Genomic DNA, 22158 nt, shown 5'->3' on the forward strand with positions numbered 1-22158 from the left:
CGGTTCTCCCAGGGGTGTTCGGCGGACGGTGCGCGGGTTCGGTCAGAGGGCGTTGAGCAGGACGACATAGACGGCCGTGCCCGCCCCGACGCTCAGGATGGTGCGGCGGCCGAAGGCCAGATGGGCGCCGACGGTCACCGCGACGGCGAGCAGCGCGTACCCCGCTCCGTGCGGATCGGTCGTGATCGTGCCGTGCAGCGCGGTCACCGCGAGGACGGCGAGGATGCCCACCGGCATCCACACCGCCAGCCGCCGCACCACGGCCGACTCGCGCAGCCGCCCGAGCACGGCGAAGGGCACGGCGCGCAGGGCGAGCGTGATGCCGAAGACGATCGCCAGGACGGCGACGAGATACGAGGTGCTAGGCATGCGCGGCCTCCTGGGCGGTGTCGGGGGCGGTGGTTACGTGACGGACCAGAAGCAGGCCGACGAACAGCAGCAGTGCCGTGAACATGGCCATGCCCGGGGTGAGGACGAGGGCGACGGCGGCGCTCGCGCCCGCCAGCAGCAGGGACGGCAGCTCCTTGCGGGAGCGGAACGCGTCCAGGGTGAGCACCGTGAACAGCGCGCACAGCGCGAACTCCAGGCCCTTGACGGGTGCGGGCAGGACCGAGCCGAGCGCGACACCGACCAGACCGCCGCCCACCCAGTACGCCTCGCACGCGATCTGCATGGCCAGCAGCCGGGGTGCAGAGCGCTCGTGCTCGGGCAGCGCCGCGTTGACCGCGTACACCTCGTCGATCATCGCGTAGACGGCGTACGCCTTCGCCACCGGGTGCCGGACCAGGTGCAGCGGGAAGGAGAACGCGTAGAACACGTGCCGGAAGTTGACCACCAGGACCGTCAGCGCGACCGCCGCGAGCGGGGTGACGGTGGCCAGCATGCCCACGAGCAGCAGCTCCAGGGAGCCGGCGAACGCGGCGAGGGAGAGGGCGGGCGCGAGCCACCAGGGCAGTCCGGCCTGGACGATCAGCAGGCCGAGGGCGATGCCGAGGGGGAAGATGCCGAGGCCGGCCGAGAAGGAGTCGCGTACGCCCCGGGATATGTGTTCCGTTCGTTCCACTGCTCCATCGTCCCGCAGGAGCCGCGACATGTGGTTGCGAAGATTGCCCGGATCGGTGCTCGCGGAGCAATAATATTCGCGTGGACGCGATCGACGAAGCAATCATTGCCGAGCTGGAGCGGGACGGGCGGCTGACCAACGTGGAGCTGGCCCAGCGGGTCGGGCTGACCACCGGGCCGTGTCTGCGCCGGGTCCAGCGGCTGGAGGCCGACGGCGTCATCAGCGGCTACCGCGCCGTGATCGACCCCGGGTCGGTGGGCCGCTCCTTCGAGGTCCTGATCGACCTCGGCCTCGAATCGCAGGACGCGGAGACGGTCGAGCACTTCGAGCGGACCCTGGCCGAGGCCGCGGAGGTACTGGAGCTGCGGCGGATGTTCGGCAGCCCCGACTACTTCGTGCGCGTGGCCGTCGCCGACCTGCCCGCGTACGAGGCGTTCCTCAGCGGGCGGGTCATGACGATCCCCCGGATCAAGAACGTCACCTCCCACTTCACGATGAAGACGATCAAGCGTGCCCCGTAGGGCTGACGATCAGGCCTGCCCCGTAGGGCTCACGGCGCCGCATCCCGTGGGCGCGTGGTGGCGAAGCGCCTGCGGTACTCGGTCGGGGTGGTGCCCAGGTGGCGGGCGAAGGCGCGGCGCAGGGTCTCGTCGCTGCCGAGCCCGCTGTGCCGGGCCGCCGAGGTGACGCTGTGCCCGTCGAGCAGGAGCTGCTGCGCTCGGTCGAGCCGGACGCGCTCGACCCAGCGGGCGGGCGTCGTGTCGAGCTCGTTGCGGAACAGCCGGGCCAGGTGCCGGGTGCTGACGGCCGCCGACGCGGCCATCGCGGCCAGGCCGTGGTCGGCGCCCGGATCCGCGAGGACGGACGCGGTGAGCGAGGCCAGCAGGTCACTGCGGGCCGGCGGGGTCGCCAGGGCCGTGGAGAACTGCGACTGTCCGCCCGGACGTTGCATGAAGACGACCAGTTCGCGGGCGGCCTCCCGGGCCACGTCCGCCCCGTGGTCGTCCTCGACCAGCGCGAGGGTCAGATCGATGCCCGCGCTGATGCCGGCCGAGGTGAGATAGCGGCCGTCCCGCACGTGCAGCGCGTCCGGCTCGACCCGCACCCGGGGATGCCGGCGGGCGAGCGTCTTGGTGTGCCGCCAGTGCGTGGTCGCCCTGCGGCCGTCGAGCAGACCCAGCTCGGCCAGCACGAAGGCGCCGCTGCACACGGACGCGACCCGCTCCGCCCGCCCGGCGAGCACGGCGGCCGCCGTCAGCAGGTCCTCGCCGGGAGGCCGCTCGGCGAGCGCGTCGGCCCCGGCGACCACGAGCGTGTCGACCGGCCCCACGTCGGCCGCGGCCACGGTCCTGGCCAGCGCCACGCCCGAGGAGGTCGTGACGTCGCCGCCGTACGGGGACGCGAGCACCGGCGCGTAGGGGTGGCCGAGCCGCCCCGCCTGGTGCAGCACCTCCAGGGGGCCACTGACGTCGAGCAGCGTCACCCCGTCGAAGACCAGGAGGGCCACGCGATGGGTCATGTCCGGATCTGTGGGTCGTACGTCAGGAAGGACATGGCGCCAGGATAGTCCGGCGGACGACATTGAAGGAGGTCACCGACCGGGCGGACCGGTCGGGCGAGAAGAGGAAGGCGTCATCATGGGCGAGACCATCGCGGGCGTACGGATCCCGGACAGCGCACTGGCGAGGGAGGCCACCGAACTCGTACGGGACGTCGCGGCGCCCCTGCTGTTCGACCACTCCCGGCGGGTCTTTCTGTTCGGGTCGCTGCGCGGCCTGGAAGCGGGGCTCGCGTTCGACCCGGAACTGCTCTACGTGGGCGCGATGTTCCACGACCTCGGCCTGACCGAGCGCTACCGGCGCACCGACCAGCGGTTCGAGATCGACGGCGCCGACGAGGCCCGCCGCTTCCTGCACGCCCACGGCGTCACCGGCGAGCCGGCCGACCGGGTCTGGACGGCCGTCGCCCTGCACACCACCCCGGAGATCCCCCTCCACATGGCACCCGAGGTCGCGCTGGTCACCCGCGGAGTGGAACTCGACGTCCTCGGCATCGGCTACCAAGCCGTCTCCGACGAGCAGCGCGCCGCCGTCGTCGCGGCCCACCCCCGCCCCGACTTCAAGAACCGGATCCTGGCCGCGTTCACCGAGGGCATCCAGGACCGTCCCGAAACCACCTTCGGTAACGTCAAGGCGGACGTACTGGCCCATTTCGTACCCGACTTCGTGCCCGGAGACTTCGTGGAGGTCATCAAGAACTCCGACTGGCCCGAGTAATTCGGGGGAGCGGAAAGGGCATTCGGCTCATATCCCTACGTTCCGCTGTGCCAAGTCCCTGTGGATGTGACGTTCTCCATTGCGCCGCCGCGCCGGCCTCGTGAGGCTCTCGGGGAACAAGCGTCCGAAGAACCGTGCGAAGAACTGTTATCCGCGGTTCACCGAGCGATCTCCCAGGTATCGGACAGCATCGTTCGGCGTCGAGGACAGGGAAGTTTTTTGATGAGTACAGAGCCCACGAGGGATCTCGCGGCACTGGTGACGGCCGCCCGCAGTGGCGACCCGGAGGCTCAGGACGCCCTGGTCAGCGCATACCTCCCGCTGGTCTACAACGTCGTGGGGAGGGCTCTGAACGGCTCGGTCGACGTCGATGACGTGGTGCAGGAGACGATGCTGCGCGCCCTCGACGCGCTCGGTGGACTGCGCACCGCGGAGAGTTTCCGCTCCTGGCTCGTGGCGATCGCGATGAACCAGGTCCGGGCGCACTGGCACGATCGGCAGGCGGCCCCTGGCGGCGTGGAGGAGGCCGAGGAGCTGGCGGATCCGGGCGCCGACTTCGTCGATCTGACCATGGTGCAGCTCCAGTTGTCCGGCCAGCGCCAGGAGACGGCACGCGCCGCCCGCTGGCTCGAGCCCGACGACCGCGGGCTGCTGTCGCTGTGGTGGCTGGAGTGCGCCGGTCAGCTGACCCGGGCCGAGGTGGCCGAGGCGCTGGAGCTGTCGCCGCAGCACACGGCCGTCCGGGTGCAGCGGATGAAGGCGCAACTGGAGGCGGCCCGGGTGGTCGTGCGGGCGCTGGACGCGCGTCCGCGCTGCGAGGAACTGCAGGGTCTGCTCGCGTCCTGGGACGGCCGGCCGTCGGCGCTGTGGCGCAAGCGAATAGCCCGGCATGCCCGGGGATGCGTGCGTTGTTCCGGTCTGTGGAGCGGACTGATGCCCGCCGAAGGGCTGCTGGCCGGCCTCGCGTTGGTCGCCGCGGCGCCCGCCCTCCTTGACCGGGTGCTGTCCGCCTCCGGCGGCATGGCCCCGGTCGGCTCGGCCTCCGCGGTGAACGCCTCCGGCGGTCACGCAGGAGCGGGGCATCGCGCCGCGCGCGGCCGGGCCGTCTCCCGCGGCGAGGCCCGCCGCCGTCGTCGCAACCGGCGCCGGGCCGTCGGAGGTGCCGTCGTCGCGGCCTGTGTGGCGGGCGGCGGATTCTGGTACTTCGACTCGGACCCCGGCACCGGGGCCGAGGAGGCGACGGCCGCGGCCTCCGCCGGCGCCCCCGTCCCGGAGCTCTCGGAGTCCGGCCCCGTCGAGACCTCGGCGTCACCCTCCAAATCCCCGTCGCCGTCCGCCTCGCCGTCGAAGAAGGCGACCCCCTCCAAATCGCCCAAACCGACCAAGAAGGCGACGCCGACTCCCCGCCCGACCCCGAAGCCGACGCGGACCGCGTCCAGCACGCCCCAGCCGCAGTCGGCCCCGACGGACACCGTCGGACAGGTCGTCGCGCTGGTGAACAAGGAGCGGGCGAACGCCGGCTGCGGCCCGGTCGAGGAGGACACCCTGCTGAACAAGTCGGCGCAGGGCCACTCCGACGACATGGCCGCCCGCGACTTCTTCGACCACACCAACCCGGACGGCGAGGACCCCGGACAGCGCATCACGGCGGCCGGCTACCGCTGGTCCACCTACGGCGAGAACATCGCGATGGGCCAGCAGACCCCGGCTGCCGTGATGGAGTCCTGGATGAACAGCCCCGGCCACAAGGCCAACATCCTCAACTGCTCGTTCAAGGACATCGGCGTCGGCATCCACAACGGGCCCGGCGGCCCTTGGTGGACGCAGAACTTCGGCGCCAAGCTGTAGGACCCGCCGGGTGCCCGTCGTCCCGGCGCCGGGCACCCGTCACAGCATGACGTGCTTGACCTGGGTGTAGTCGAGCAGCCCGGTCAGGGAGAGGTCGCTGCCGTAGCCGGAGTGGCGTACGCCGCCGTGCGGCATCTCCGACACCGTCGTGCCGTGGGTGTTGACCCAGACGATGCCGGTCCGCAGCGCACGGGTCGCACGCATGGCACGGTCGTGGTCGCGGGTCCAGACGCTCGCGGCGAGCCCCTGGGGCACGTCGTTGGCCAGCCGGACGGCCTCCGCCTCGTCGGCGAACGGCTGGACGGTGACGACCGGCCCGAACACCTCGCCCTGCACGATCTCGTCCCCCTGCCGCACCCCGGCGACCACCGTGGCCCGGTGGAAGTAGCCGGGCCGGTCCAGTCCGGAGCCGCCCGTGACGACCTCGGCGTGCTCCGGAAGCCGCTCCAACAGGCCCTGTACGGCAGTGAGTTGGGCGGCGATCGCGAGCGGACCGAAGTCGGCCCGCGCGTCGTCCGGGGCGCCCGGCAGCCGCCGGGCGGCACGGTCGGCGAAGCGGTCCAGGAAGGTGTCGTGCACGCGGCGGTCGACCAGGATCCTGGTCGCCGCCGTACAGTCCTGACCCGCGTTGTAGAAGGACAGCGACGACAACTGCTCGACCGCGTCGTCGAGATCGGCGTCCGCGTGGATCAACACCGGTGCGTTGCCCCCGAGTTCGAGGTGCAGCCGCTTCAGGTCGACGGCCGCCGCGGCGGCGATCTCCTGCCCCGCCCGGATGCTTCCGGTGACGGCCACCAGCCGGACATGCCGGTGCCCGACCAGGGCACGCCCGGTGTCGCGGTCGCCGCACACCACGTTCAGCACACCGGGCGGCAGATGCTCGGCGGCCAGCCGGGCCAGCAGCACGGCCGACGACGGCGTGGTGTCGGACGGCTTCAGGACGACCGTGTTGCCGGCGGCGAGCGCGGGCGCGATCTTCCACACGGCCATCATCAGCGGATAGTTCCACGGCGTGATCTGGGCGCAGACGCCGACCGGCTCGCGCCGCAGCACGGAGGTACGGCCCGGCGTGTACTCGGCGGCCGCCGCGCCCGGCAGGTTCCGGGCGGCTCCCGCGAAGTAGCGCAACACGTCCACGATCGCGGGGAGTTCGTCGCCCAGGAACAAGGCACGCGGTTTGCCCGTGTCGGCCACCTCGGCGTCCGCGACCGCGGCGGACTCCCGCTCCAGGGCGTCGGCGATGCGCAGAAGCGCCGTCTGCCGCTGCCCCGGAGTCGTCGCCGACCAGCTCTCGAAGGCCTCTTCGGCGGCCCGGCAGGCCGCGTCCACATCCTCCGGACCGGACAGCGGGGCCGTCCCGTGGGAGAGCCCGGTGGCCGGGTCGATCAACGGCAGGGTGGCGCCGGACGCGGCCGGCACCTCCTTGCCGCCGATGTGGTTGGGACGGTCGGTGTCAGCCACGGCGCAGCGCCTCCTCGGCGGCGCCGCGGCCGGTGCGGACGGCGCCCTCCATGTATCCGGCGACCCACTGGTCGGAGCCGCAGACGTAGAACGGCGGTTCATGGGTGCCGTGCAGCGGCCCGACGGCCATGACCTCGCCCGGCGGCCACTGGGTGACATAGCCCTGCGTCCACCTGTCGGTGCCCCACAGCCGCAGATGGCAGGCGGTCGGCCGCAGCGCCTCGTCGCCGAACATGCCGGCCATCTCGGCGAGCAGCTCGGGGGTGCGCAGCTGGGGCGGGGTGCCGAGCAGGACGCCGTACCGCTCGGGCGGGATCAGCGCCGACAGGACGCCCTCGTTCTGCGGCCAGGTGCTGCCGAGTACTCCCTCAGCCTCGGACAGGCCGTTCAGACCGGCGTCCCGCCAGAAGGGACGGTCGTACACCGCTGCGAACTTCGCGGCCGTGGCGTGGCGTTGCCGGTGCAGGGAGGCGAGCCGCTCCTCGCTCACACCGCTGACGGCGACGTCCCGCAGCGGGCCGACGGGCAGCGCGCTCACCACGGCACCGGCGGTCAGGACCTCGCCGGAGACCAGGCGCACGGTGCAGCGCCCGGGGCGGACGTCCAGCGCGGCGACGGGCGAACCGAGCCGGATACGGGGGCCCAGCACACGGCCGAGGACCTCGGCGAGCGTCGCCGAGCCCTCCGCGAGCCGCAGGCCCTCCCAGTCCTCGTAGTCGTAGTCACCCGTGCCCGAGCCGGGGACCGCCGCGCTCTTGCGCAGCGCGGCGAGCAGGGAGATCCGCTCGTACGAGCCGCCTGCCAGGGCGAGTTGGCCGATGTCCCACAGCCGGACCACGGCCGGTCCGGCCTCCCGGGAACGCAGCCAGTCGGCCACGGAGAGCCGGTCCAGGGCGGCCGCGTCCGGATGCGACCAGGGGTCGTCCGGGTCGACGCCGGCGGCGAGGGCGGAGAACTCCTTGCTCAGGCGCGAGTGCAGGGCCGCGTCACCGGGGCCGAACCAGTGCGGAGGTTCACCGGCCGAGAGTCCCTCCGGGGTCGCGCGGGTCATACGGCCCGGCTCCTGGACATAGCTGGGAACCAACGCCAGGCCCAGTTCCCTGGCGAGCCGGAGATAGGCGGTGTGCCCGTGGCCGACGACCTCACCGCCCAGCTGGACGGTGCGGCCGTCGGGTGTGCGGGTCTGCTCGACCCGGCCGCCGACGCGGTCCCGGGCCTCCAGAACGAGCACATCGGTGCCGGCGGAGGCCAGGTCCCGGGCGGCGGCGAGCCCGGCGAGACCGGCGCCGAGCACGATCACGTCGTGATGCATGGGTTTCGCTTTCTCGTGTCAGGGGCGCTCAGGCCAGGACCAGGCAGTGCTCGGGCCGCCAGCCGAACTCCACCGTCTCGCCACCGCTCCAGCGGTCCTCCATGCGGGCCCGGGCCGTGTTCTGCTCCAGCACCGACAGCGTCACGCCCGGGGCGAGCTCGATGAGGTAGGTCGTGGTCGGGCCGCTGTAGACGGTCTCGCGGAGCACGCCGCTCAGCTTCGACATGCCCGGTTCGAAGTCCGACAGCCAGATCTTCTCGGGGCGCACCGACACACTCACGGCGGTGCCGTCCGCGATGCCGGAACGGGCGCCGACAGCCAGCGCGGGGCCCTTCTCCAGGGTCACCTCACCATCCCGGTAGGTGCCGGTCATCAGGTTGGAGGTGCCCATGAAGGAGGCCACGAAGCTGGTGCCGGGGTGCTCGTAGATGTCCTCCGGGGTTCCGCACTGCTCGATGCGCCCCTTGTTCATCACCGCGATCCGGTCGGACATCGTCAGCGCCTCGTCCTGGTCGTGCGTGACGAAGACGAAGGTGATGCCGACCTCGCGCTGGATCTGCTTCAGCTCGACCTGCATCTGCCGGCGCAGCTTCAGGTCGAGGGCGGCGAGCGGCTCGTCGAGGAGCAGCACGGCGGGCCGGTTGACCAGCGCGCGGGCGAGGGCCACGCGCTGACGCTGGCCCCCGGACAGGGTGCGGGGCTTGCGGTCGGCGAGGCCGGCGAGCTGGACCAGCTCCAGCATCTCGCCGACCCGCTGCCGTATCTCGGCCTTGGCGACGCCGCTGCGCTTGAGGCCGAAGCCGACGTTGTCGGCGACGCTCAGATGGTCGAACAGGGCGTAGCTCTGGAAGACGGTGTTGACGTTGCGCTTGTTCGGCGGCAGGTCGGTCACGTCCTCGCCGGCCAGCAGCACCGCACCCTCGCTGGGGTCGCTGAAGCCGCCGATCATGCGCAGGGTCGTGGTCTTGCCGCAGCCGGACGGGCCCAGCAGGGAGAAGAAGTGACCGGCCTCGATGTCGAGGTCCAGGCGGTGCACGGCGTAGGAGTCGGCGTACTGCTTGGAGACACCGTCGAGCCGGACGGCGGGGGTCGCGTCCATGGGGATCACTCTCCGGAGAGGATGTCGAGGCCGCCGCGGCGGCCGAAGAGGCGCGGGATGAACAGGGCCAGGGCGATCAGGGCGATGGATCCCGCGAGCATGAGCGTGCCGACCGCGTTGATGGTGGGCTGCACCCCGAACCGGATCGCCGAGTAGATCCGCACCGACAGGGGCTGGGGGTCGACGCCGGTGGTGAAGTAGGCGAGGACGAAGTCGTCGAAGACCAGCGCGAAGATCAGTACGGCACTGGCCAGCACGGCGGGCAGCAGCGCCGGCAGGGTCACCAGCCGCACCGCCTGCCACCGCGTGGCGCCGAGATCCATCGCGGCCTCCTCCACCTCCGGGTTCAGCGCGGCGACCCGGGAGCGCAGGATGACGGTGACGTAGGAGATGGAGAAGGTGATCTCGGCGAGCATCACCGTGCCGGTGGACAGGGGGACGCCGAGGCCCTTGAACAGCAGCATCGACGCCACGCCCGTGACGATCTCCGGCGTGATCAGCGGCACCAGCATGACCAGCCCGGCCAGCGAACCGAGCCGGGTGCGGCAGCGGACCAGGCCGACGGCGAGCGCGACCCCGAGGAGCACCGAGCCGGCCATCGCCACCAGGGAGATACGCAGGCTGGTGCCGAGGGAGGCGATGAGCACGTCGTCGTGGACGAAGGCGCGGTACCAGCGAAGGCTGAACCCGTCGAACACGGTGAGGGACTTCTGGGAGTTGAAGGAGAACAGCGCCACGACCGCGATGGGCAGGTAGAGCAGCGCGAAGAACAGTCCGGTGACCGCGATGAGGACGCGGGGCCTGCGGTGGGAGCGCCGGCGCTTTCGCACCGGGGCGGACGTGGCGGCCGGGGCGGTGGCGGAGGGGGTGCTGACCAGAGTCATCGCAGTGCCTCCGCCTCGTCCTTGCGGGTGCGCCGGAGGTAGCCGAGCATCCCGATCAGCAGGACCAGCATCAGCAGCATGGTGAGCGCCGAGCCGAGCGGCCAGTTCTGGCCCTGGAAGAACTTGTCCTGGATGAGGTTGCCGATCATGATCTGGTCCGGGCCTCCCATGAGCTGTGCGCTGACGAAGTCACCCATCGCGGGCAGGAAGACCAGGACGAGTCCGGCCGCCGCGCCCTGCCGGGTGGCCGGCAGGGTGACGAAGAAGAAGGTGCGGATGGGGCCGCCGTACAGATCGCGGCCGGCCTCGATGAGGGAGACGTCGAGGCGTTCCAGCGCCGCGTACAGCGGGATGATCATGAAGACGACGAAGCCGTAGACCAGTCCCGCGACCACGCCGAAACCGCTGTTGAGGATCTTCGTGCCCGAGTCGGCCAGGCCTACCGCGCGCAGGGCCCGCAGTACAGGACCGTCGTCGGAGAGGACCACCGACCAGCCGTACATCCGCACCAGGTAGTTGGCGAAGAACGGCACCACGATCGCGGCGATCAGCGCGTGCTTGTACCGGCCGCCGTACAGGGCGATCGTGTACGCCACCGGGTAGGCGATCAGCAGACAGATCACGCAGGTCAGCAGGGCGTAGCCGAGGGAGCGCGCCAGGACCTCGGTGTAGGCGGGGTCGGCGAGGGCGCGCACGCCGGCCAGGTCGAAGCCGAAGCGCGGGTTGCCGAGCTCGTCGGTGGTGCCGACCGCGAGGACGGCCACGAGGATCAGCGAGGCGATCAGGAAGCCGGTCATCCACAGGGTGCCCGGCAGCATGAACCAGAGCCACATCCGGTTGCCGGAGGTGTCCCGGCGGCGGGTGCGCGAGGGGCGGAGCAGTGCCATGTCTCAGCCCGCCTTCACATGGGTCCAGGCGGTGTCGCGGGCGTCCTCCGCCGCGCGGCCGCCGTTGCGGAAGAACACGTCGGCCTTCAGGTCGTCCTGGGTGACCAGGCACTCGGGGAAGGGCTCGACCAGGTCGGCATAGGTCTTCTCGGTGCCCGCGACCGGCATCGGGTAGCCGATGTACTCGATGTTCTTCTTCACGTTCTCCGGCCGGAGCATGTAGTCGATGAAGAGCATCGCGGTGCCGGGGTGCGGGGCGTTGTAGGGGATGGCGTAGCAGTCGGAGTTGATCGGCGTGCCCTCGTTCGGGGCCTGGAACCCGAACACGGAGGGGTCCTCGGCCTGGTTGAGCATGGCGGCCATGTCGCCGCTCCACGCCTGCTGGATCAGCGCGTTTCCGTTGAGGAGGTTGTTGTAGCTGTCGCTGGAGAAGCCGCGCAGCCGCGGCCGCAGGGTGCCCAGCAGGGACGTGATGCGATCGAGGTCGCCGGTGTCGCCGGTGCTGACGTCGAGGCCGAGCGTGAGGGCGCCCATGCCGAGCACCTCGTCGCGGTCGTCCAGCAGGAACACCTTGCCCTTGGCCCGGTCGTTCCACAGGTCCCGCCAGGAGTCGGTGAGCTCACCGATCTTGTCGCGCCGCCAGCCGATGCCGGTCTTGTAGGCGGTGAAGGGGACGGTGTGCGCGGAACCGGGGTCGTACCAAGGGTCCGCGAAGTAGTCGTACGTCCCGAATATGGCCTGGGTGTTGGCGAGCCGGGAGTGGTCGATACGGCGCAGCCGGCCGCCCCGGACCAGCCGCTGGGCCCACTTGGCCGAGGGAAAGATGACGTCGTAGCGGTTGCCCGCGTTGAGCTTGGCGACCATGCCTTCCATCGAGTCGAAGTTCGACTGGATGACCTTGACGCCGTATTCCTTCTCGAAGCCCTTGAACACGGCCGGGTCGACGTAGTCGGCCCAGTTGAAGTAGACGAGATCGCCGTCGACGCGCGCTTCGACCGGGGCGAGCCGGTCGGCGTCGGGTTTCTTGGCGGGCATGAACCCGCAGCCGCCGGCCGCTGCGGCCAGCAGGCCGCCGGCGCCCGCCCGCAGCAAGGCGCGTCGGGTCGGCGGTGGTACCTCGGGGGACATGGAGGAACGTCCTCTCCGTCGAGGAACGGCACAACTCCAGGGCGGGACCGGCTGGTCGGCTCGCTTCGGGCCCTGATTCCGAAGGGAAGACCGGTCTGGGGAGGGTGCGTGCGTGGCTCAGAGGGCGCGGGATAAGGCCGTGGCCGACGGGAGGCGCACGGCGGAGCGCCGGGTCGAGGTGTGCGGGAGCGTCACCGTGCGTCCCCCTCCAGGTCCTGCCGGACGCGGCGGGCGAACCAGCCGACGGCGGCCTCGCGCTGCGACAGCGGGCCCGGCTCGAATCCGGGGGTCTGCATCCCGGCCTGCACGCGCTCCACCAGCTCGGCGTCCTCGTCGTTGGTCTCCCAGCCGATGTGGATGTTGATGCGCCGGGCCAGCCGGGTGCGGATGCCCTCGCCGACCTTCGTGTAGAAGGCACCGGGGATCGCCGCCCGGTCCTGGGCGGTGGGAAGGGCTGTCCACGCGAGCACGTGGTCAGGGTAGAAGTCGATGAGAGTGTTCGGGTAGATCACGGCGTACCGCCATACCCGGCGGTCCTCCTCGACCAGCCCCGGCATCGGTGACGCGAGGCGCTGATAGAGCCGCTCGGTCCAGTTCGAGGAGGGCTTGTCGCGCAGGGGTGACTCGAACAGGACGTAGTTCTCCTGCACGTCCACCGTGTACGCGGCGTAGTCGAGCAGTCGCATGAGCGCGGGGTGGGCGACCGGGACGTGGTAGCCCTCCAGATAGTTGTCGACGATCACCTTCCAGTTGGCGTTCTGCTCCTCGCCGCCCTTGAGGTCGTGGATCCGGTGCTTGCCGACCGGCACCAGGCCGGGCCCGGCGTAGCGTCCGACGGCCTCGGCGAGCCCGGCGCAGCTCTCGGCGAGCGGGGTCGCCTCCATGTCCAGGTTGACGAAGACGAAGCCCAGGAAGGACTCCACGTTGACCGGGTGCAGCCCGAGCTTCGGCTTGTCCAGGCAGGGGATGCGGCGGGCCTCGGGGGCGCCGACCAGGCGTCCGTCCAGCTTGTAGGTCCAGCCGTGGTACGGGCAGCGGATCGCCTTGCCCGACGGCTCGGGGCCGGCGACCAGCCGGGTGCCGCGGTGCCGGCACACATTGAGGTGGGCGGCGAGGCCGCCGTCCTCGGTGCGGACGACCAGCACCTCCCGGCCGGCGGCGGTGGCGGTCAGCCGCGCGCCCGGTCCGGGGAGATCGGACTCGTGGCAGACGAGCTGCCAGGACTTGGCGAAGATGCGGTCGGTCTCGGCCTGTGCGATGGCCGGATCCGTGTAGTAGCGGGCTGCCAGGGCCTCGCCGGGATGCTCGGGGGGCGGCTGGGGCGAGGCGGGGGTGACGGTCTCCGCTGCCCGGGTCGTCGAGGGGTTCATGGGGTCCTCCTCCGCGCCGCTGCGGCGGCGATGGGCGGTGAGGGATGGGCCGGGGGCACAGGGCAGGTGCGGCTTCCGGACCTGCCGGGATCCGGCTGACTGATTGGTTAGTCAGACTGGGACCCGAGCGGTGGCAAGTCAAGACTTGTGGGCTGACTAATTAGTTAGTTAGTCTCGTGGCAGACGGATGGACCTGACCCGCAGACGATTGCCCAGGCGCCCTCCGCAAGCCCGCGGGCCTCAGGTCCGCGCCACGTCGGGAGTCCGGATCCGGACACCCACCACAGCTCCCCGTCCTCGCGTCACGGCAGCGGAGCATCCCGTCCCACGTCATGGCCGCGCCACCCCTGTCCCCGGAACACCCGGAGACGGAGCGAACCCGGAGGCACGCATGAGCGCTCGCCGCAGTCTCGTCTGGCTCGGCCTCACGCCGGAGCCCGAACAGGAGCTGCCCGCAGCGGTGGCCGCCCTGCGGTCCCCGGCCGCCGGCCGCCCGCCGTCGGCCCTCGTCGCCGCCGAGCGGCACCGCGTCGAGCGGCTGGTCCTGCGCGGCACACAGCGCGGCTGGCTGCGCTATCTGCGCGAGGTCACCGACCTGGTCGTCCGGGCGGCCGGATCGCGGACCAACGACCCGAAGGCGGCCCTGCTCGCCGGCGAGGTCGTCCTCGACCACCACCGCATGCTGATCGGCCTGCCAGGAGCCGGCTACGAGCGCACCGCCCTCCAGCGACACGAACTGGAACGGGCGCTGGCACGGCTGCGGGAACGCCCCGAACCCGCACTCGCCGGCCCCTCCGAGCCCTGGAGCACCATATGACCGGCGTGTTCTCCCTCCTCCCCGAAGGACGGGCCGGCCTCCTCCTGGCGCCTCCTGCCTCCGGCGGCGAGGGCATCGACCGATACCTCGCCGCCGGTGGCTACGCACCGCTCGTCGCGCCCGACCGGCTGCTCGACCGGATCGCCGCCGCGGGGCTGCGCGGTCGCGGCGGGGCCGGTTTCCCCGCCGCCGTCAAACTCCGTACCGTCCGCGACACACCGGGCCCGCGCGTCGTCGTCGCCAACGGCGAGGAGGGCGAGCCGGGGTCCGTGAAGGACCGCTGGCTGTTGCGGCACCGTCCGCACGTCGTCCTCGACGGACTGCGGCTGGCCGCGGCCGTCACCGGCGCCGAGCGCGGCTACGTGTACCTCTCGGACGCCGCCGCCGAGCGGGCCGTGCGCGAGGCGCTCGCCGAAAGCTCCCCCGAGCTGCGCATCGACGTCGTACGGACGGAGCACACCTACGTAGCAGGGGAGGAGAGCGCGGTCGTACGGCGCATCGACGGCGGCCCGGCGCTGCCCACGGCCAAGCCCCCGCGCCCGTTCGAGAGCGGAGTCGGCGGCGCACCCACCCTGGTCGCCAACGTGGAGACGCTGGCCCGCGTCGCCCTGATGTACTCGCGCCCCGACGAGGCGGACGCCGTCGCGGCGAGCCATCTCGTGACCCTCTCCGGCGGCGCCGACGGTGCCGCACTCGTGGAGGTGGCCGCCGGTACGCACCTCAAGGTCCTCGCCGACGTGTGCGGACACGGCAGGGCCGGGGCGGTCCTGCTGGGCGGAATGTTCGGCGGGCTGCACGGCGAGGGCTGGTCCGACCTGCCGCTCGACCACGACAGCCTCAAGGCGGCCGGCGGAGCCCTCGGCTGCGGCGCGCTGCACTTCCTGCACCCGGAGGACTGCCCCGTCGCCGTGGCCGTGGAGGCCGCCGCCTACCTCGGGGCCCAGAGCGCCCGGCAGTGCGGGGTGTGCCTCTCCGGCACCGGCGCGATGGCCAAGGCACTCCAGGCCGTCGCCCACGGAGAGGCGAACTTCGACACGGTCGCCAAGCTCCACCGCTGGTCGCAGCAACTGCCCGGCCGCGGGGCCTGCGGACTGCTGGACGCCGCCGCCCGCGTCGTCGCCACCCTCCTCGACCACTTCACCGACGTGGTCGACGCCCACGCCCGCTCCGCCTGCCCCGTCTGCGCGAGCACCGCACCCGAGGACGGGCGCCGCTTCACCGTGCCGGTGCCCTGAGCCGCAGCCGCGTCTTTCCGGGCTCCTCCCCACCCCAGACCTCACCGCGCCGAGCCGCGCCGAAAGGACCGCACCATGAAACTGCTGCTGGACTCCACCCGCTGCCAGGGCTACGGCCTCTGCCAGGAACCCGCACCCGAGCTGATCGACCTCGACGAATGGGGCTACGCGCAGCTGCGCGTGACCGAGGTGCCGCCCGGCGACCGGGAAGCCGCAGAGGCCGCCGTCGCCGCCTGCCCCAACTCCGCGCTGCGGCTGGTGAAGTGACATGGGACGCGACCTCTCGGCCCTCTTCGACCCCGTATCCGTCGCCGTCGTCGGAGCCAGCGACGACCCGGCCAAGTACGGCCACGCCATCGCAGCCCAGGCCATCCGCGCGGGCGGCCGCCGGCCCGTCCACCTGGTCAACCGGCGCGGCGGCACCGTCCTCGGCCGCACCGCCGCGCCCAGCCTGAGCGCGGTCGGCGAACCCGTCGACCTGGCGGTGGTCTCCGTGCCCGCCGCCGGGTTCGAGGACGCCGTCGACGAGGCCCTGCGGTGCGGGGCCCGGGCGATCGTCGCGATCACCGCGGGCTTCGCCGAGACCGGCGACGCCGGACGTGCCAGACAGGAGGCCGTCGCCGAACGGGTGCGCGCCGCCGGCGCGGTGATGGTCGGCCCCAACTGCCTCGGCCTGGCCGACAACACCACCGACCTGTTCCTGGCCTCCGACACCTTCACACCCGGCGGAGTCGCGCTGCTGAGCCAGAGCGGCAACCTCGCCCTCGAACTACAGCTCCGCTTCGGCCCGCACGGCCTCGGCTTCTCCCGGTTCGTCTCGCTCGGCAACCAGGCCGACGTCACCCTCGTCGACCTGCTCGCCGACTGCGCCAGGCACGAGGGCACCCGGGCCATCGCCGTCTACGCCGAGGACTTCGGCGACGGACGCGCCTTCGCCGAGGCGGCCGCCGACGCCGGGAAACCCGTGGTGCTGCTCACCGCCGGCCGCGGGGACGCCTCCGCCCGCAGCGCCCAGTCGCACACCGGGGCGCTGACCACCTCGGCAGACGTGGTGGCCGCCGCCTGCCGGGACGCCGGCGTGGAACTCGTCGCCACCCCGCGCGAACTCACCGTCGTCCTCGCCGCGCTGCACGGCGGACGCCGGGCCACGGGCCGCCGGGTCGCCGTACTCACCGACGGCGGAGGGCACGGCGTCATAGCCGCCGACGCCGTCGAGGCGGCCGGGCTGACCGTGCCCGAACTGCACGAGCCGACAAGGGAGTTGCTGCGCGAAGCGCTGTGGGAGCAGTCGGCCGTCGCCAACCCGGTGGACCTCGCAGGAATGGGCGAGCAGGACCCCGGCTCCTACGCGGAGACCGTTGCCGCGCTGCTGGCCGCCGAGGAGGCCGACGCCGTACTGATGACCGGCTACTTCGGAGGCTACGCGGCCGCCGAGGGCGGACTCGGCGGAGGCGGCACGGCACTCGCGGAGGGGGAACAGGCCGCCGCCCGCCTCATCGCCGCCCGGCACCGTGCCATCGCCAAACCCCTGGTCGTGCAGTCGATGTACCCCGACTCGCCCAGCTGCCGCACGCTCGCCGCCGCCGGTGTGCCGGTCTTCGGCGCCACCGAGGACGCCGCCCGCGCACTCGCCGCCACCGCACCCCGAGCACCGCACACCGGCGTGACACCCCTGCCCAGCCCGGCGACCCCACTGCGGGAGACCGGCTACCTGGAGACCCGCAGGGCCCTCGAAGCGGCCGGACTCGCCTTCCCCGCCGCCCGCGAGGTCCACGACGAGGCCGAACTGCTCGCCGTGACAGGGGAGTTCAGCGGCCCGTACGTCCTCAAGGCCCTGCATCTGCTGCACAAGTCGGACGCCGGGGGAGTGGCCCTGGGCCTCGCCGGGCCCGACGAACTGCTTGCCGCCTTCCGGGAGATGCACGCCCGGCTCGGCGCCCCCTCCTACTCCGTGGAGGCCATGGCCGACCTCACCGACGGCATCGAGCTGATCGTCGGCGTCAACCGCGACCCGCGCTTCGGCCCGGTCGCCATGGTGGGCCTCGGCGGAGTGCTCGCGGAGGCACTGCACGACATCGCCTTCACCCTCGCCCCCGTCCCCGCCGACCGCGCCCTGCACCTGCTGCGCGGACTGCGCACCGCCGCCCTGCTCGAAGGGGTCCGCGGCCGGCCGGCCGTCGACGTCGAGGCCGCCGCGCGGGCCGTCGAGACCATCACCGCGTTCGCCGCCGCCCACCCCGAGATCGCCGAGATCGAGGTCAACCCCCTTCTCGTACGCCCCGACGGAGTCCTCGCCCTCGACTCCCGCGCCGTACTCGCCTGACCGAGCCGCACCCGCCCGACCGACCCCGAAAAGAGGTCCCCATGGACATGCGCTACACCCCCGAGCAGGCCGACCTGAAGCGTCGCGCCGCCGAGTACGCCAGGCTGCTGATGCGGTACGAGGACCAGTCCGAGCAGGCCGGCGGACCCCTGCCGCAGGAGCTCGTCACCGAACTGACCCGTGCCGCGATGGACGCCGGGGTCTACGCCATCAACATGCCCGCCGAGTGGGGCGGGGCGGGCCTGAGCCTGCTCGACCAGGTCATCGTCGAGGAGGAGTTCGGCAAGGTCACCAACTGCCTGTGGGACATCCCCTGGCGGCCCGCCAACGTCCTCGCCTACGGCGACGAGCGGCAGCGCGAGAAGTACCTGCTGCCGGTGATCCGCGCCGAGAGGTTCGACGCGTTCGCCGTCACCGAGCCGGGCGCCGGCTCCGACCCGTCCTCCGGCACCTCCACGGCCACCCGCACCGACGGCGGCTGGCTGCTCAACGGCGAGAAGTGGTTCGTCACCTGCGGCGACATCGCCGACTTCCTGCTGGTGCAGGCGGACGCCGGTCCCGAGAAGCTGCCCACGCTGTTCTTCGTCGACAAGGCCGCGCCCGGAGTCGAGATGACCCGCGTGCCGCACTTCATGCACTCCGCCGTCAACGGGCACCCCGAGTTCACCTTCACCGACGTCTTCGTCGCTGACGAGGACGTGCTCGGCGGCGTCGGCAACGGCTACGAACTGACCAAGGAATGGTTCACCGACGAACGCCTGATGATCGCCGCCCGCACCGTCGGCGCCGCCGAGCGCGCCCTCCAGCTCGCCCGGGACTGGGCCGTCGAGCGCGAGCAGTTCGGGGCGCCCATCGCCTCGTACCAGCTGATCCAGGGCATGCTCGCGGACTGCGCCGTGGACATCGCCGTCAACCGTGCCTACACCCACCAGGTCGCCTGGGAGGCCGACCAGCCCGGCGCCGACCGCAAGACCCTGCACGCCAAGGCCTCCACCGCCAAGCTCGCCGCCAGCGAGGCCGCGGGGCGGGTCGCCGACCGGTGCCTCCAGATCTTCGGCGGGCGCGGCTACGACCGCACCTACCCCGTCGAGCGCATGTACCGCGAGCTGCGCGTGGACCGGATCTGGGAGGGCACCTCCGAGATCCAGCGGCTGATCATCGCCAACGAGCTCATCAAGCGCGGCACCCGCGCCCTTGCCCTGCCCACCCACTGAACCCGTCTCCCCGACACCGGACAGCGAGGACTTCCATGGACTTCCGTCTCACCCCGCGCCAGGCCCAGCTCAAGGCCGAGGCCCGTGCCCTCACCGACTTCATCGCCGGCTACGAGAACCAGTGCGAGGAGGAGAACGGCCTGCCCGCCGACGCGCACGCCAAGGTCCGTGACGCCGTGCTGGACGCCGGCCTCCAGGCCGTCAACATGCCCGCCGAATGGGGCGGCGCCGGCCTCACCATCGCCGAACAGGTCACCGTGCAGGAGGAGTTGGGGCGGCTCACCGGCGCCCTGTGGGACATGGTGTGGCGCCCGGCGAACGCGCTGCGGTTCTGCACCCCGGAGCAGCGCGAGCGCTTCCTCGTCCCGGTGATCAAGGGCGAGCGGCGCGACTGCTACGCCGTCACCGAGCCCGGCGCCGGCTCCGACCCGCAGAACCTCGCCACCACTGCGACGAAGAACGACCAGGGCTGGGTCCTCAACGGCGAGAAGTGGTTCGTGACCGTCGGCGACCACGCCGACTTCATGATCGTGCTCGCCGCGGCGGGCCCGGAGCGTGCGCCCACCCTCTTCCTCGTCGACAAGGACACCCCCGGCATCGAGATGACGCGCGTCCCGCGCTGGATGCACACCTTCGTCTACGAGCACCCCGAGTTCACCTTCACCGATGTCCAGGTGGGCGAGGACGCCGTGCTCGGCGCCATCGGCGAGGGCTACGACATCACCCGCTCCTGGTTCACCGAGGAGCGCCTGATGATCGCCGCCCGCACCATCGGCGCCGCCGAGCGGGCCCTGGAACTGTCCCGGGACTGGGCCGTGGAGCGGGAGCAGTTCGGCGCCCCGATCTCCTCGTTCCAGCTGATCCAGGGCATGCTCGCGGACTGCGCCGTGGACATCGCCGTCAACCGTGCCTACACCCACCAGGTCGCCTGGGAGATCGACCACTCCCCGGCCGAGGACCGCAAGACGCTGCACGCCAAGGCCGCCATCGCCAAGCTCTCGGCGAGCGAGGCGTCCGGGCGGGTCGTCGACCGGTGCCTCCAGATCCACGGCGGCCGGGGCTACGACCGCGCCTACGCCGTCGAACGGCTCTACCGCGAGCTGCGCGTGGACCGGATCTGGGAGGGCACCTCCGAGATCCAGCGGCTGATCATCGCCAACGAACTCATCAAGCGCGGGTCGGGGGTCCTGGACCTGCCGGTCGCATGACGCGTGCCGAAACGGACGAGAGAGGGAGAGACATGACCGAGATCCGGCGCGTCGGGGTGGTGGGCTGCGGTCTGATGGGCGCGGGCATCGCCGAGGTGTGCGCACGGGCCGACGTGCCGGTCACGGTCGTGGAGCGCGACGCGGAGGCCGCCCGCGCGGGCCGCCTCCGCGTCCTGCGCTCGCTCGACCGGGCCGCCGCGAACGGCAGGATCGACGCCGCGCGACGGGACAGGGCCGCGGACCTGATCACCGTCGTCGACGAGATCGCGGCCCTGCACGAGCACGACCTGGTGATCGAGGCGGTCGCCGAGGACGAACGCCTCAAGGTCGACGTGTTCACCCGCCTCGACTCCGTCGTCACCGACGAGCGCACCATCCTCGCGACCAACACCTCGTCCATCCCGGTCATCAGGCTCGCCGCCGCCACGACCCGACCGGACCGTGTCGTCGGTGTGCACTTCTTCAACCCCGTGCCGGTCCTGCGGCTCGTCGAACTCGTGCCGTCGCTGCTCACCTCGCCCGCCACCGCGGATCGGGCCGAGGAGTTCGTGACCGGCACGCTCGGCAAGGAGGTCGTCCGCACCCGGGACAAGGCAGGGTTCGTCGTCAACGCGCTGCTCGTGCCCTATCTCCTCGCCGCCATCCGCATGGTGGAGTCGGGCAGCGCGACCGTCGAGGACGTCGACCGCGGCATGGTCCTGGGCTGCGCGCACCCGCTCGGCCCGCTGGCACTGACCGACCTCATCGGCCTCGACACCACCCGGGCCATCGCCGAGTCGCTGTACGCCGAGTTCCGCGAGCCCCAGTACTCGCCGCCCCCGCTGCTGTCGCGGATGGTGGAGGCCGGCCTGCTGGGGCGGAAGTCCGGGCGCGGCTTCCATGCGTACGACGGACAACCGGGTCGTGAGGCACCGGTACCCGCGGGGCGCCCGTGAGGGAAGATGGTCATGGCGAACGACGACCGAACGAGGGGAGCCGCACGGTGGCCACCAAGGTGCGCACGGCAGACACACGCGAGCGCATCCTGACCGCGGCGTGCGAGGTCATCGCCGACATCGGCTTCGAGAAGATCCGCATGCGCATGGTCGCCGAGCGGGCCGGTGTGTCGACGGCGTTGCTGCACTACCACTTCGACACCCGCGAGAAGCTGTTCACCGAGGCGATGACGCACTCCTTCGCCAGCACCGCCCTCGACGTCGACCGCGACGCGGGGACGGCGCCGGCGGCGGTCATCCTGGCCCGCATCGTGCGCAACCTGCTGCCCACCGACCCCGAACTCCACCAGGACTGGCGGCTGTGGCAGGAGCTGTGGGTGCGGGCCCTGCGCGACGAGACCACCCGGGTCTTCGCCGTCGACCTGTACGCCCAGCTGCACGGCTGGGTGTCCGACGCGATACGGCGCGGCATCGCCTCCGGCGAGTTCACACCGGCCGACGTCGACGACCTCAGCACCCTCGTGCTGTCCCTGAGCGACGGCTACGGCATCCGGCTGATGCTGCGCGACCCGACGGTCACCCTCGACTCGGCGCTCGCGTCCATCTGGCGCCACGTGGCCGGCGCGCTCGGCCTGCCGGCCGCCGTACCCACGGACTGACGCCCGGCCGGGCTGGGTACCCGGCGAAGGTGAGTACGGCTACTCAGGCCACCGGGCGCGGCCCGGGGCATCGTGGGGAACCGATCACGACCTCAGGGGGTTCGACATGGCCGGTTCTCAGCGCTCCTTCGTCCAGGTGACGCGCCACCACCTGGTCAATCCAGCGGCACTGGCCTACCTCGCGCTGGTGGTCGCCGTCCTGGTCTGGACGGGTGTGGACGCCCTGTTCGTCGAGCACCAGGACGCGAGCCTCGCCGGGATATGGGCCTTCGTCGTCACCGGGCCGACGTCCTGGCTGTTCCTGATGCTGCCGGGCGTGCTGCCCTGGGCCGGTGTCGTCGTCGGCGCCCTGGTCCAGGCGGCGGTGCTCGGCGCCGCGTACCACCGGCTCTCGGGCCGTCTGCACCACCACCGCGCCCGCCCGAACGGCGCGTGACGC

Annotated in this window: 22 protein-coding genes; 12 read left to right on the forward strand and 10 right to left on the reverse strand. The window is 72.0% G+C overall.

The window, feature by feature from the left end; translation table 11 throughout:
• Window positions 1-42 precede the first annotated feature (42 nt).
• Together CP983_RS39860 and CP983_RS39865 are read right to left on the reverse strand one after the other, a co-directional pair.
• The gene (locus CP983_RS39860; RefSeq protein WP_150505185.1) at window positions 43-369 is read right to left on the reverse strand and encodes a branched-chain amino acid transporter permease; all 327 of its coding nucleotides are present in this window, start codon (window positions 367-369) and stop codon (window positions 43-45) included.
• Complete coding sequence (locus CP983_RS39865) at window positions 362-1063, reverse strand: AzlC family ABC transporter permease (RefSeq protein ID WP_229915086.1); 702 nt, start codon at window positions 1061-1063, stop codon at window positions 362-364. The genes CP983_RS39860 and CP983_RS39865 overlap by 8 nt, the downstream gene beginning before the upstream one ends.
• 80 nt (window positions 1064-1143) lie before the next feature.
• Between CP983_RS39865 and CP983_RS39870 the strand changes: the two genes are divergently transcribed.
• Entirely contained in the window at window positions 1144-1584 is a 441-nt protein-coding gene (locus CP983_RS39870; protein WP_150505189.1) for an Lrp/AsnC family transcriptional regulator, read from the forward strand.
• Window positions 1585-1613: 29 nt separating this feature from the next.
• Here CP983_RS39870 and CP983_RS39875 read toward each other — a convergent pair whose 3' ends face one another.
• Window positions 1614-2582 (reverse strand): GlxA family transcriptional regulator, encoded by a 969-nt coding sequence (locus CP983_RS39875; protein ID WP_150505191.1) that lies wholly within the window; start codon window positions 2580-2582, stop codon window positions 1614-1616.
• Between the two features lie 118 nt (window positions 2583-2700).
• On the opposite strand from CP983_RS39875, the gene CP983_RS39880 reads away from it, so the two are divergent.
• Together CP983_RS39880 and CP983_RS39885 are read left to right on the forward strand one after the other, a co-directional pair.
• Window positions 2701-3339, forward strand: coding sequence for an HD domain-containing protein (locus tag CP983_RS39880; RefSeq protein WP_150505193.1), 639 nt, complete (start codon window positions 2701-2703; stop codon window positions 3337-3339).
• 222 nt (window positions 3340-3561) lie between these two features.
• Entirely contained in the window at window positions 3562-5187 is a 1626-nt protein-coding gene (locus CP983_RS39885) for a sigma-70 family RNA polymerase sigma factor (RefSeq protein WP_150505195.1), read from the forward strand.
• Window positions 5188-5226: 39 nt separating this feature from the next.
• On the opposite strand, the gene CP983_RS39890 is transcribed toward CP983_RS39885, so the two are convergent.
• The 7 genes from CP983_RS39890 to CP983_RS39920 all read right to left on the reverse strand — a co-directional run bounded on the left by CP983_RS39890 (window position 5227) and on the right by CP983_RS39920 (window position 13328).
• On the reverse strand, window positions 5227-6648 hold the full coding sequence (locus CP983_RS39890) for an aminobutyraldehyde dehydrogenase (RefSeq protein WP_229915085.1): 1422 nt from the start codon (window positions 6646-6648) through the stop codon (window positions 5227-5229).
• Window positions 6641-7960 carry a flavin monoamine oxidase family protein gene (locus CP983_RS39895; RefSeq protein ID WP_150505199.1) on the reverse strand — a complete coding sequence of 440 codons (1320 nt, stop codon included), beginning with the start codon at window positions 7958-7960 and terminating at the stop codon, window positions 6641-6643. Before CP983_RS39895 ends, CP983_RS39890 begins: the two co-directional genes overlap by 8 nt.
• 28 nt (window positions 7961-7988) lie before the next feature.
• Window positions 7989-9059, reverse strand: coding sequence for an ABC transporter ATP-binding protein (locus CP983_RS39900; protein WP_107908923.1), 1071 nt, complete (start codon window positions 9057-9059; stop codon window positions 7989-7991).
• Window positions 9060-9064: 5 nt separating this feature from the next.
• Window positions 9065-9943 carry an ABC transporter permease gene (locus tag CP983_RS39905; protein ID WP_150505201.1) on the reverse strand — a complete coding sequence of 293 codons (879 nt, stop codon included), beginning with the start codon at window positions 9941-9943 and terminating at the stop codon, window positions 9065-9067.
• Window positions 9940-10830 carry an ABC transporter permease gene (locus CP983_RS39910; protein WP_107908922.1) on the reverse strand — a complete coding sequence of 297 codons (891 nt, stop codon included), beginning with the start codon at window positions 10828-10830 and terminating at the stop codon, window positions 9940-9942. Before CP983_RS39910 ends, CP983_RS39905 begins: the two co-directional genes overlap by 4 nt.
• 3 nt (window positions 10831-10833) lie before the next feature.
• Window positions 10834-11958, reverse strand: coding sequence for a polyamine ABC transporter substrate-binding protein (locus CP983_RS39915; protein ID WP_150505203.1), 1125 nt, complete (start codon window positions 11956-11958; stop codon window positions 10834-10836).
• Window positions 11959-12149: 191 nt separating this feature from the next.
• Window positions 12150-13328: an aromatic ring-hydroxylating oxygenase subunit alpha gene (locus CP983_RS39920; RefSeq protein WP_150505205.1), complete on the reverse strand. Its 1179-nt coding sequence runs from the start codon at window positions 13326-13328 to the stop codon at window positions 12150-12152.
• A gap of 391 nt (window positions 13329-13719) precedes the next feature.
• Here CP983_RS39920 and CP983_RS39925 point away from each other — a divergent pair, with 391 nt between their 5' ends.
• The 9 genes from CP983_RS39925 (at window position 13720) to CP983_RS39965 (ending at window position 22155) form a co-directional block, all read left to right on the forward strand.
• On the forward strand, window positions 13720-14145 hold the full coding sequence (locus tag CP983_RS39925; RefSeq protein ID WP_150505207.1) for a hypothetical protein: 426 nt from the start codon (window positions 13720-13722) through the stop codon (window positions 14143-14145).
• On the forward strand, window positions 14142-15380 hold the full coding sequence (locus tag CP983_RS39930; RefSeq protein WP_150505209.1) for an NADH-ubiquinone oxidoreductase-F iron-sulfur binding region domain-containing protein: 1239 nt from the start codon (window positions 14142-14144) through the stop codon (window positions 15378-15380). Before CP983_RS39925 ends, CP983_RS39930 begins: the two co-directional genes overlap by 4 nt.
• A gap of 75 nt (window positions 15381-15455) precedes the next feature.
• Window positions 15456-15647 carry a ferredoxin gene (locus CP983_RS39935; RefSeq protein WP_107908918.1) on the forward strand — a complete coding sequence of 64 codons (192 nt, stop codon included), beginning with the start codon at window positions 15456-15458 and terminating at the stop codon, window positions 15645-15647.
• 1 nt (window position 15648) lies between these two features.
• Entirely contained in the window at window positions 15649-17703 is a 2055-nt protein-coding gene (locus CP983_RS39940) for an acetate--CoA ligase family protein (RefSeq protein WP_150505210.1), read from the forward strand.
• A gap of 41 nt (window positions 17704-17744) precedes the next feature.
• Window positions 17745-18917 carry an acyl-CoA dehydrogenase family protein gene (locus CP983_RS39945; RefSeq protein ID WP_150505212.1) on the forward strand — a complete coding sequence of 391 codons (1173 nt, stop codon included), beginning with the start codon at window positions 17745-17747 and terminating at the stop codon, window positions 18915-18917.
• Between the two features lie 35 nt (window positions 18918-18952).
• Window positions 18953-20125, forward strand: a complete 1173-nt coding sequence (locus CP983_RS39950) for an acyl-CoA dehydrogenase family protein (protein WP_150505214.1) — start codon at window positions 18953-18955, stop codon at window positions 20123-20125.
• A 32-nt stretch (window positions 20126-20157) separates the two neighbouring features.
• Window positions 20158-21060 carry a 3-hydroxybutyryl-CoA dehydrogenase gene (locus tag CP983_RS39955; protein ID WP_150505216.1) on the forward strand — a complete coding sequence of 301 codons (903 nt, stop codon included), beginning with the start codon at window positions 20158-20160 and terminating at the stop codon, window positions 21058-21060.
• Window positions 21061-21107: 47 nt separating this feature from the next.
• Entirely contained in the window at window positions 21108-21719 is a 612-nt protein-coding gene (locus CP983_RS39960) for a TetR/AcrR family transcriptional regulator (RefSeq protein WP_107908914.1), read from the forward strand.
• 106 nt (window positions 21720-21825) lie between these two features.
• Entirely contained in the window at window positions 21826-22155 is a 330-nt protein-coding gene (locus CP983_RS39965) for an SCO4225 family membrane protein (protein WP_107908913.1), read from the forward strand.
• The last annotated feature ends 3 nt before the right edge of the window (window positions 22156-22158 follow it).

The organism is Streptomyces chartreusis (assembly GCF_008704715.1).
In the GTDB taxonomy this organism is placed as follows: domain Bacteria; phylum Actinomycetota; class Actinomycetes; order Streptomycetales; family Streptomycetaceae; genus Streptomyces; species Streptomyces chartreusis.

What these genes read in the sequence shown, in the direction of transcription:
- CP983_RS39860 (WP_150505185.1), bottom strand. Translation starts at nt 369, where the DNA reads ATGCCTAGCACCTCGTATCTCGTCGCCGTCCTGGCGATCGTCTTCGGC.
- CP983_RS39875 (WP_150505191.1), bottom strand. Translation starts at nt 2,582, where the DNA reads ATGACCCATCGCGTGGCCCTCCTGGTCTTCGACGGGGTGACGCTGCTC.
- CP983_RS39880 (WP_150505193.1), top strand. Translation starts at nt 2,701, where the DNA reads ATGGGCGAGACCATCGCGGGCGTACGGATCCCGGACAGCGCACTGGCG.
- CP983_RS39885 (WP_150505195.1), top strand. Translation starts at nt 3,562, where the DNA reads ATGAGTACAGAGCCCACGAGGGATCTCGCGGCACTGGTGACGGCCGCC.
- CP983_RS39895 (WP_150505199.1), bottom strand. Translation starts at nt 7,960, where the DNA reads ATGCATCACGACGTGATCGTGCTCGGCGCCGGTCTCGCCGGGCTCGCC.
- CP983_RS39900 (WP_107908923.1), bottom strand. Translation starts at nt 9,059, where the DNA reads ATGGACGCGACCCCCGCCGTCCGGCTCGACGGTGTCTCCAAGCAGTAC.
- CP983_RS39905 (WP_150505201.1), bottom strand. Translation starts at nt 9,943, where the DNA reads ATGACTCTGGTCAGCACCCCCTCCGCCACCGCCCCGGCCGCCACGTCC.
- CP983_RS39910 (WP_107908922.1), bottom strand. Translation starts at nt 10,830, where the DNA reads ATGGCACTGCTCCGCCCCTCGCGCACCCGCCGCCGGGACACCTCCGGC.
- CP983_RS39915 (WP_150505203.1), bottom strand. Translation starts at nt 11,958, where the DNA reads ATGTCCCCCGAGGTACCACCGCCGACCCGACGCGCCTTGCTGCGGGCG.
- CP983_RS39920 (WP_150505205.1), bottom strand. Translation starts at nt 13,328, where the DNA reads ATGAACCCCTCGACGACCCGGGCAGCGGAGACCGTCACCCCCGCCTCG.
- CP983_RS39925 (WP_150505207.1), top strand. Translation starts at nt 13,720, where the DNA reads ATGAGCGCTCGCCGCAGTCTCGTCTGGCTCGGCCTCACGCCGGAGCCC.
- CP983_RS39930 (WP_150505209.1), top strand. Translation starts at nt 14,142, where the DNA reads ATGACCGGCGTGTTCTCCCTCCTCCCCGAAGGACGGGCCGGCCTCCTC.
- CP983_RS39935 (WP_107908918.1), top strand. Translation starts at nt 15,456, where the DNA reads ATGAAACTGCTGCTGGACTCCACCCGCTGCCAGGGCTACGGCCTCTGC.
- CP983_RS39940 (WP_150505210.1), top strand. Translation starts at nt 15,649, where the DNA reads ATGGGACGCGACCTCTCGGCCCTCTTCGACCCCGTATCCGTCGCCGTC.
- CP983_RS39945 (WP_150505212.1), top strand. Translation starts at nt 17,745, where the DNA reads ATGGACATGCGCTACACCCCCGAGCAGGCCGACCTGAAGCGTCGCGCC.
- CP983_RS39950 (WP_150505214.1), top strand. Translation starts at nt 18,953, where the DNA reads ATGGACTTCCGTCTCACCCCGCGCCAGGCCCAGCTCAAGGCCGAGGCC.
- CP983_RS39955 (WP_150505216.1), top strand. Translation starts at nt 20,158, where the DNA reads ATGACCGAGATCCGGCGCGTCGGGGTGGTGGGCTGCGGTCTGATGGGC.
- CP983_RS39965 (WP_107908913.1), top strand. Translation starts at nt 21,826, where the DNA reads ATGGCCGGTTCTCAGCGCTCCTTCGTCCAGGTGACGCGCCACCACCTG.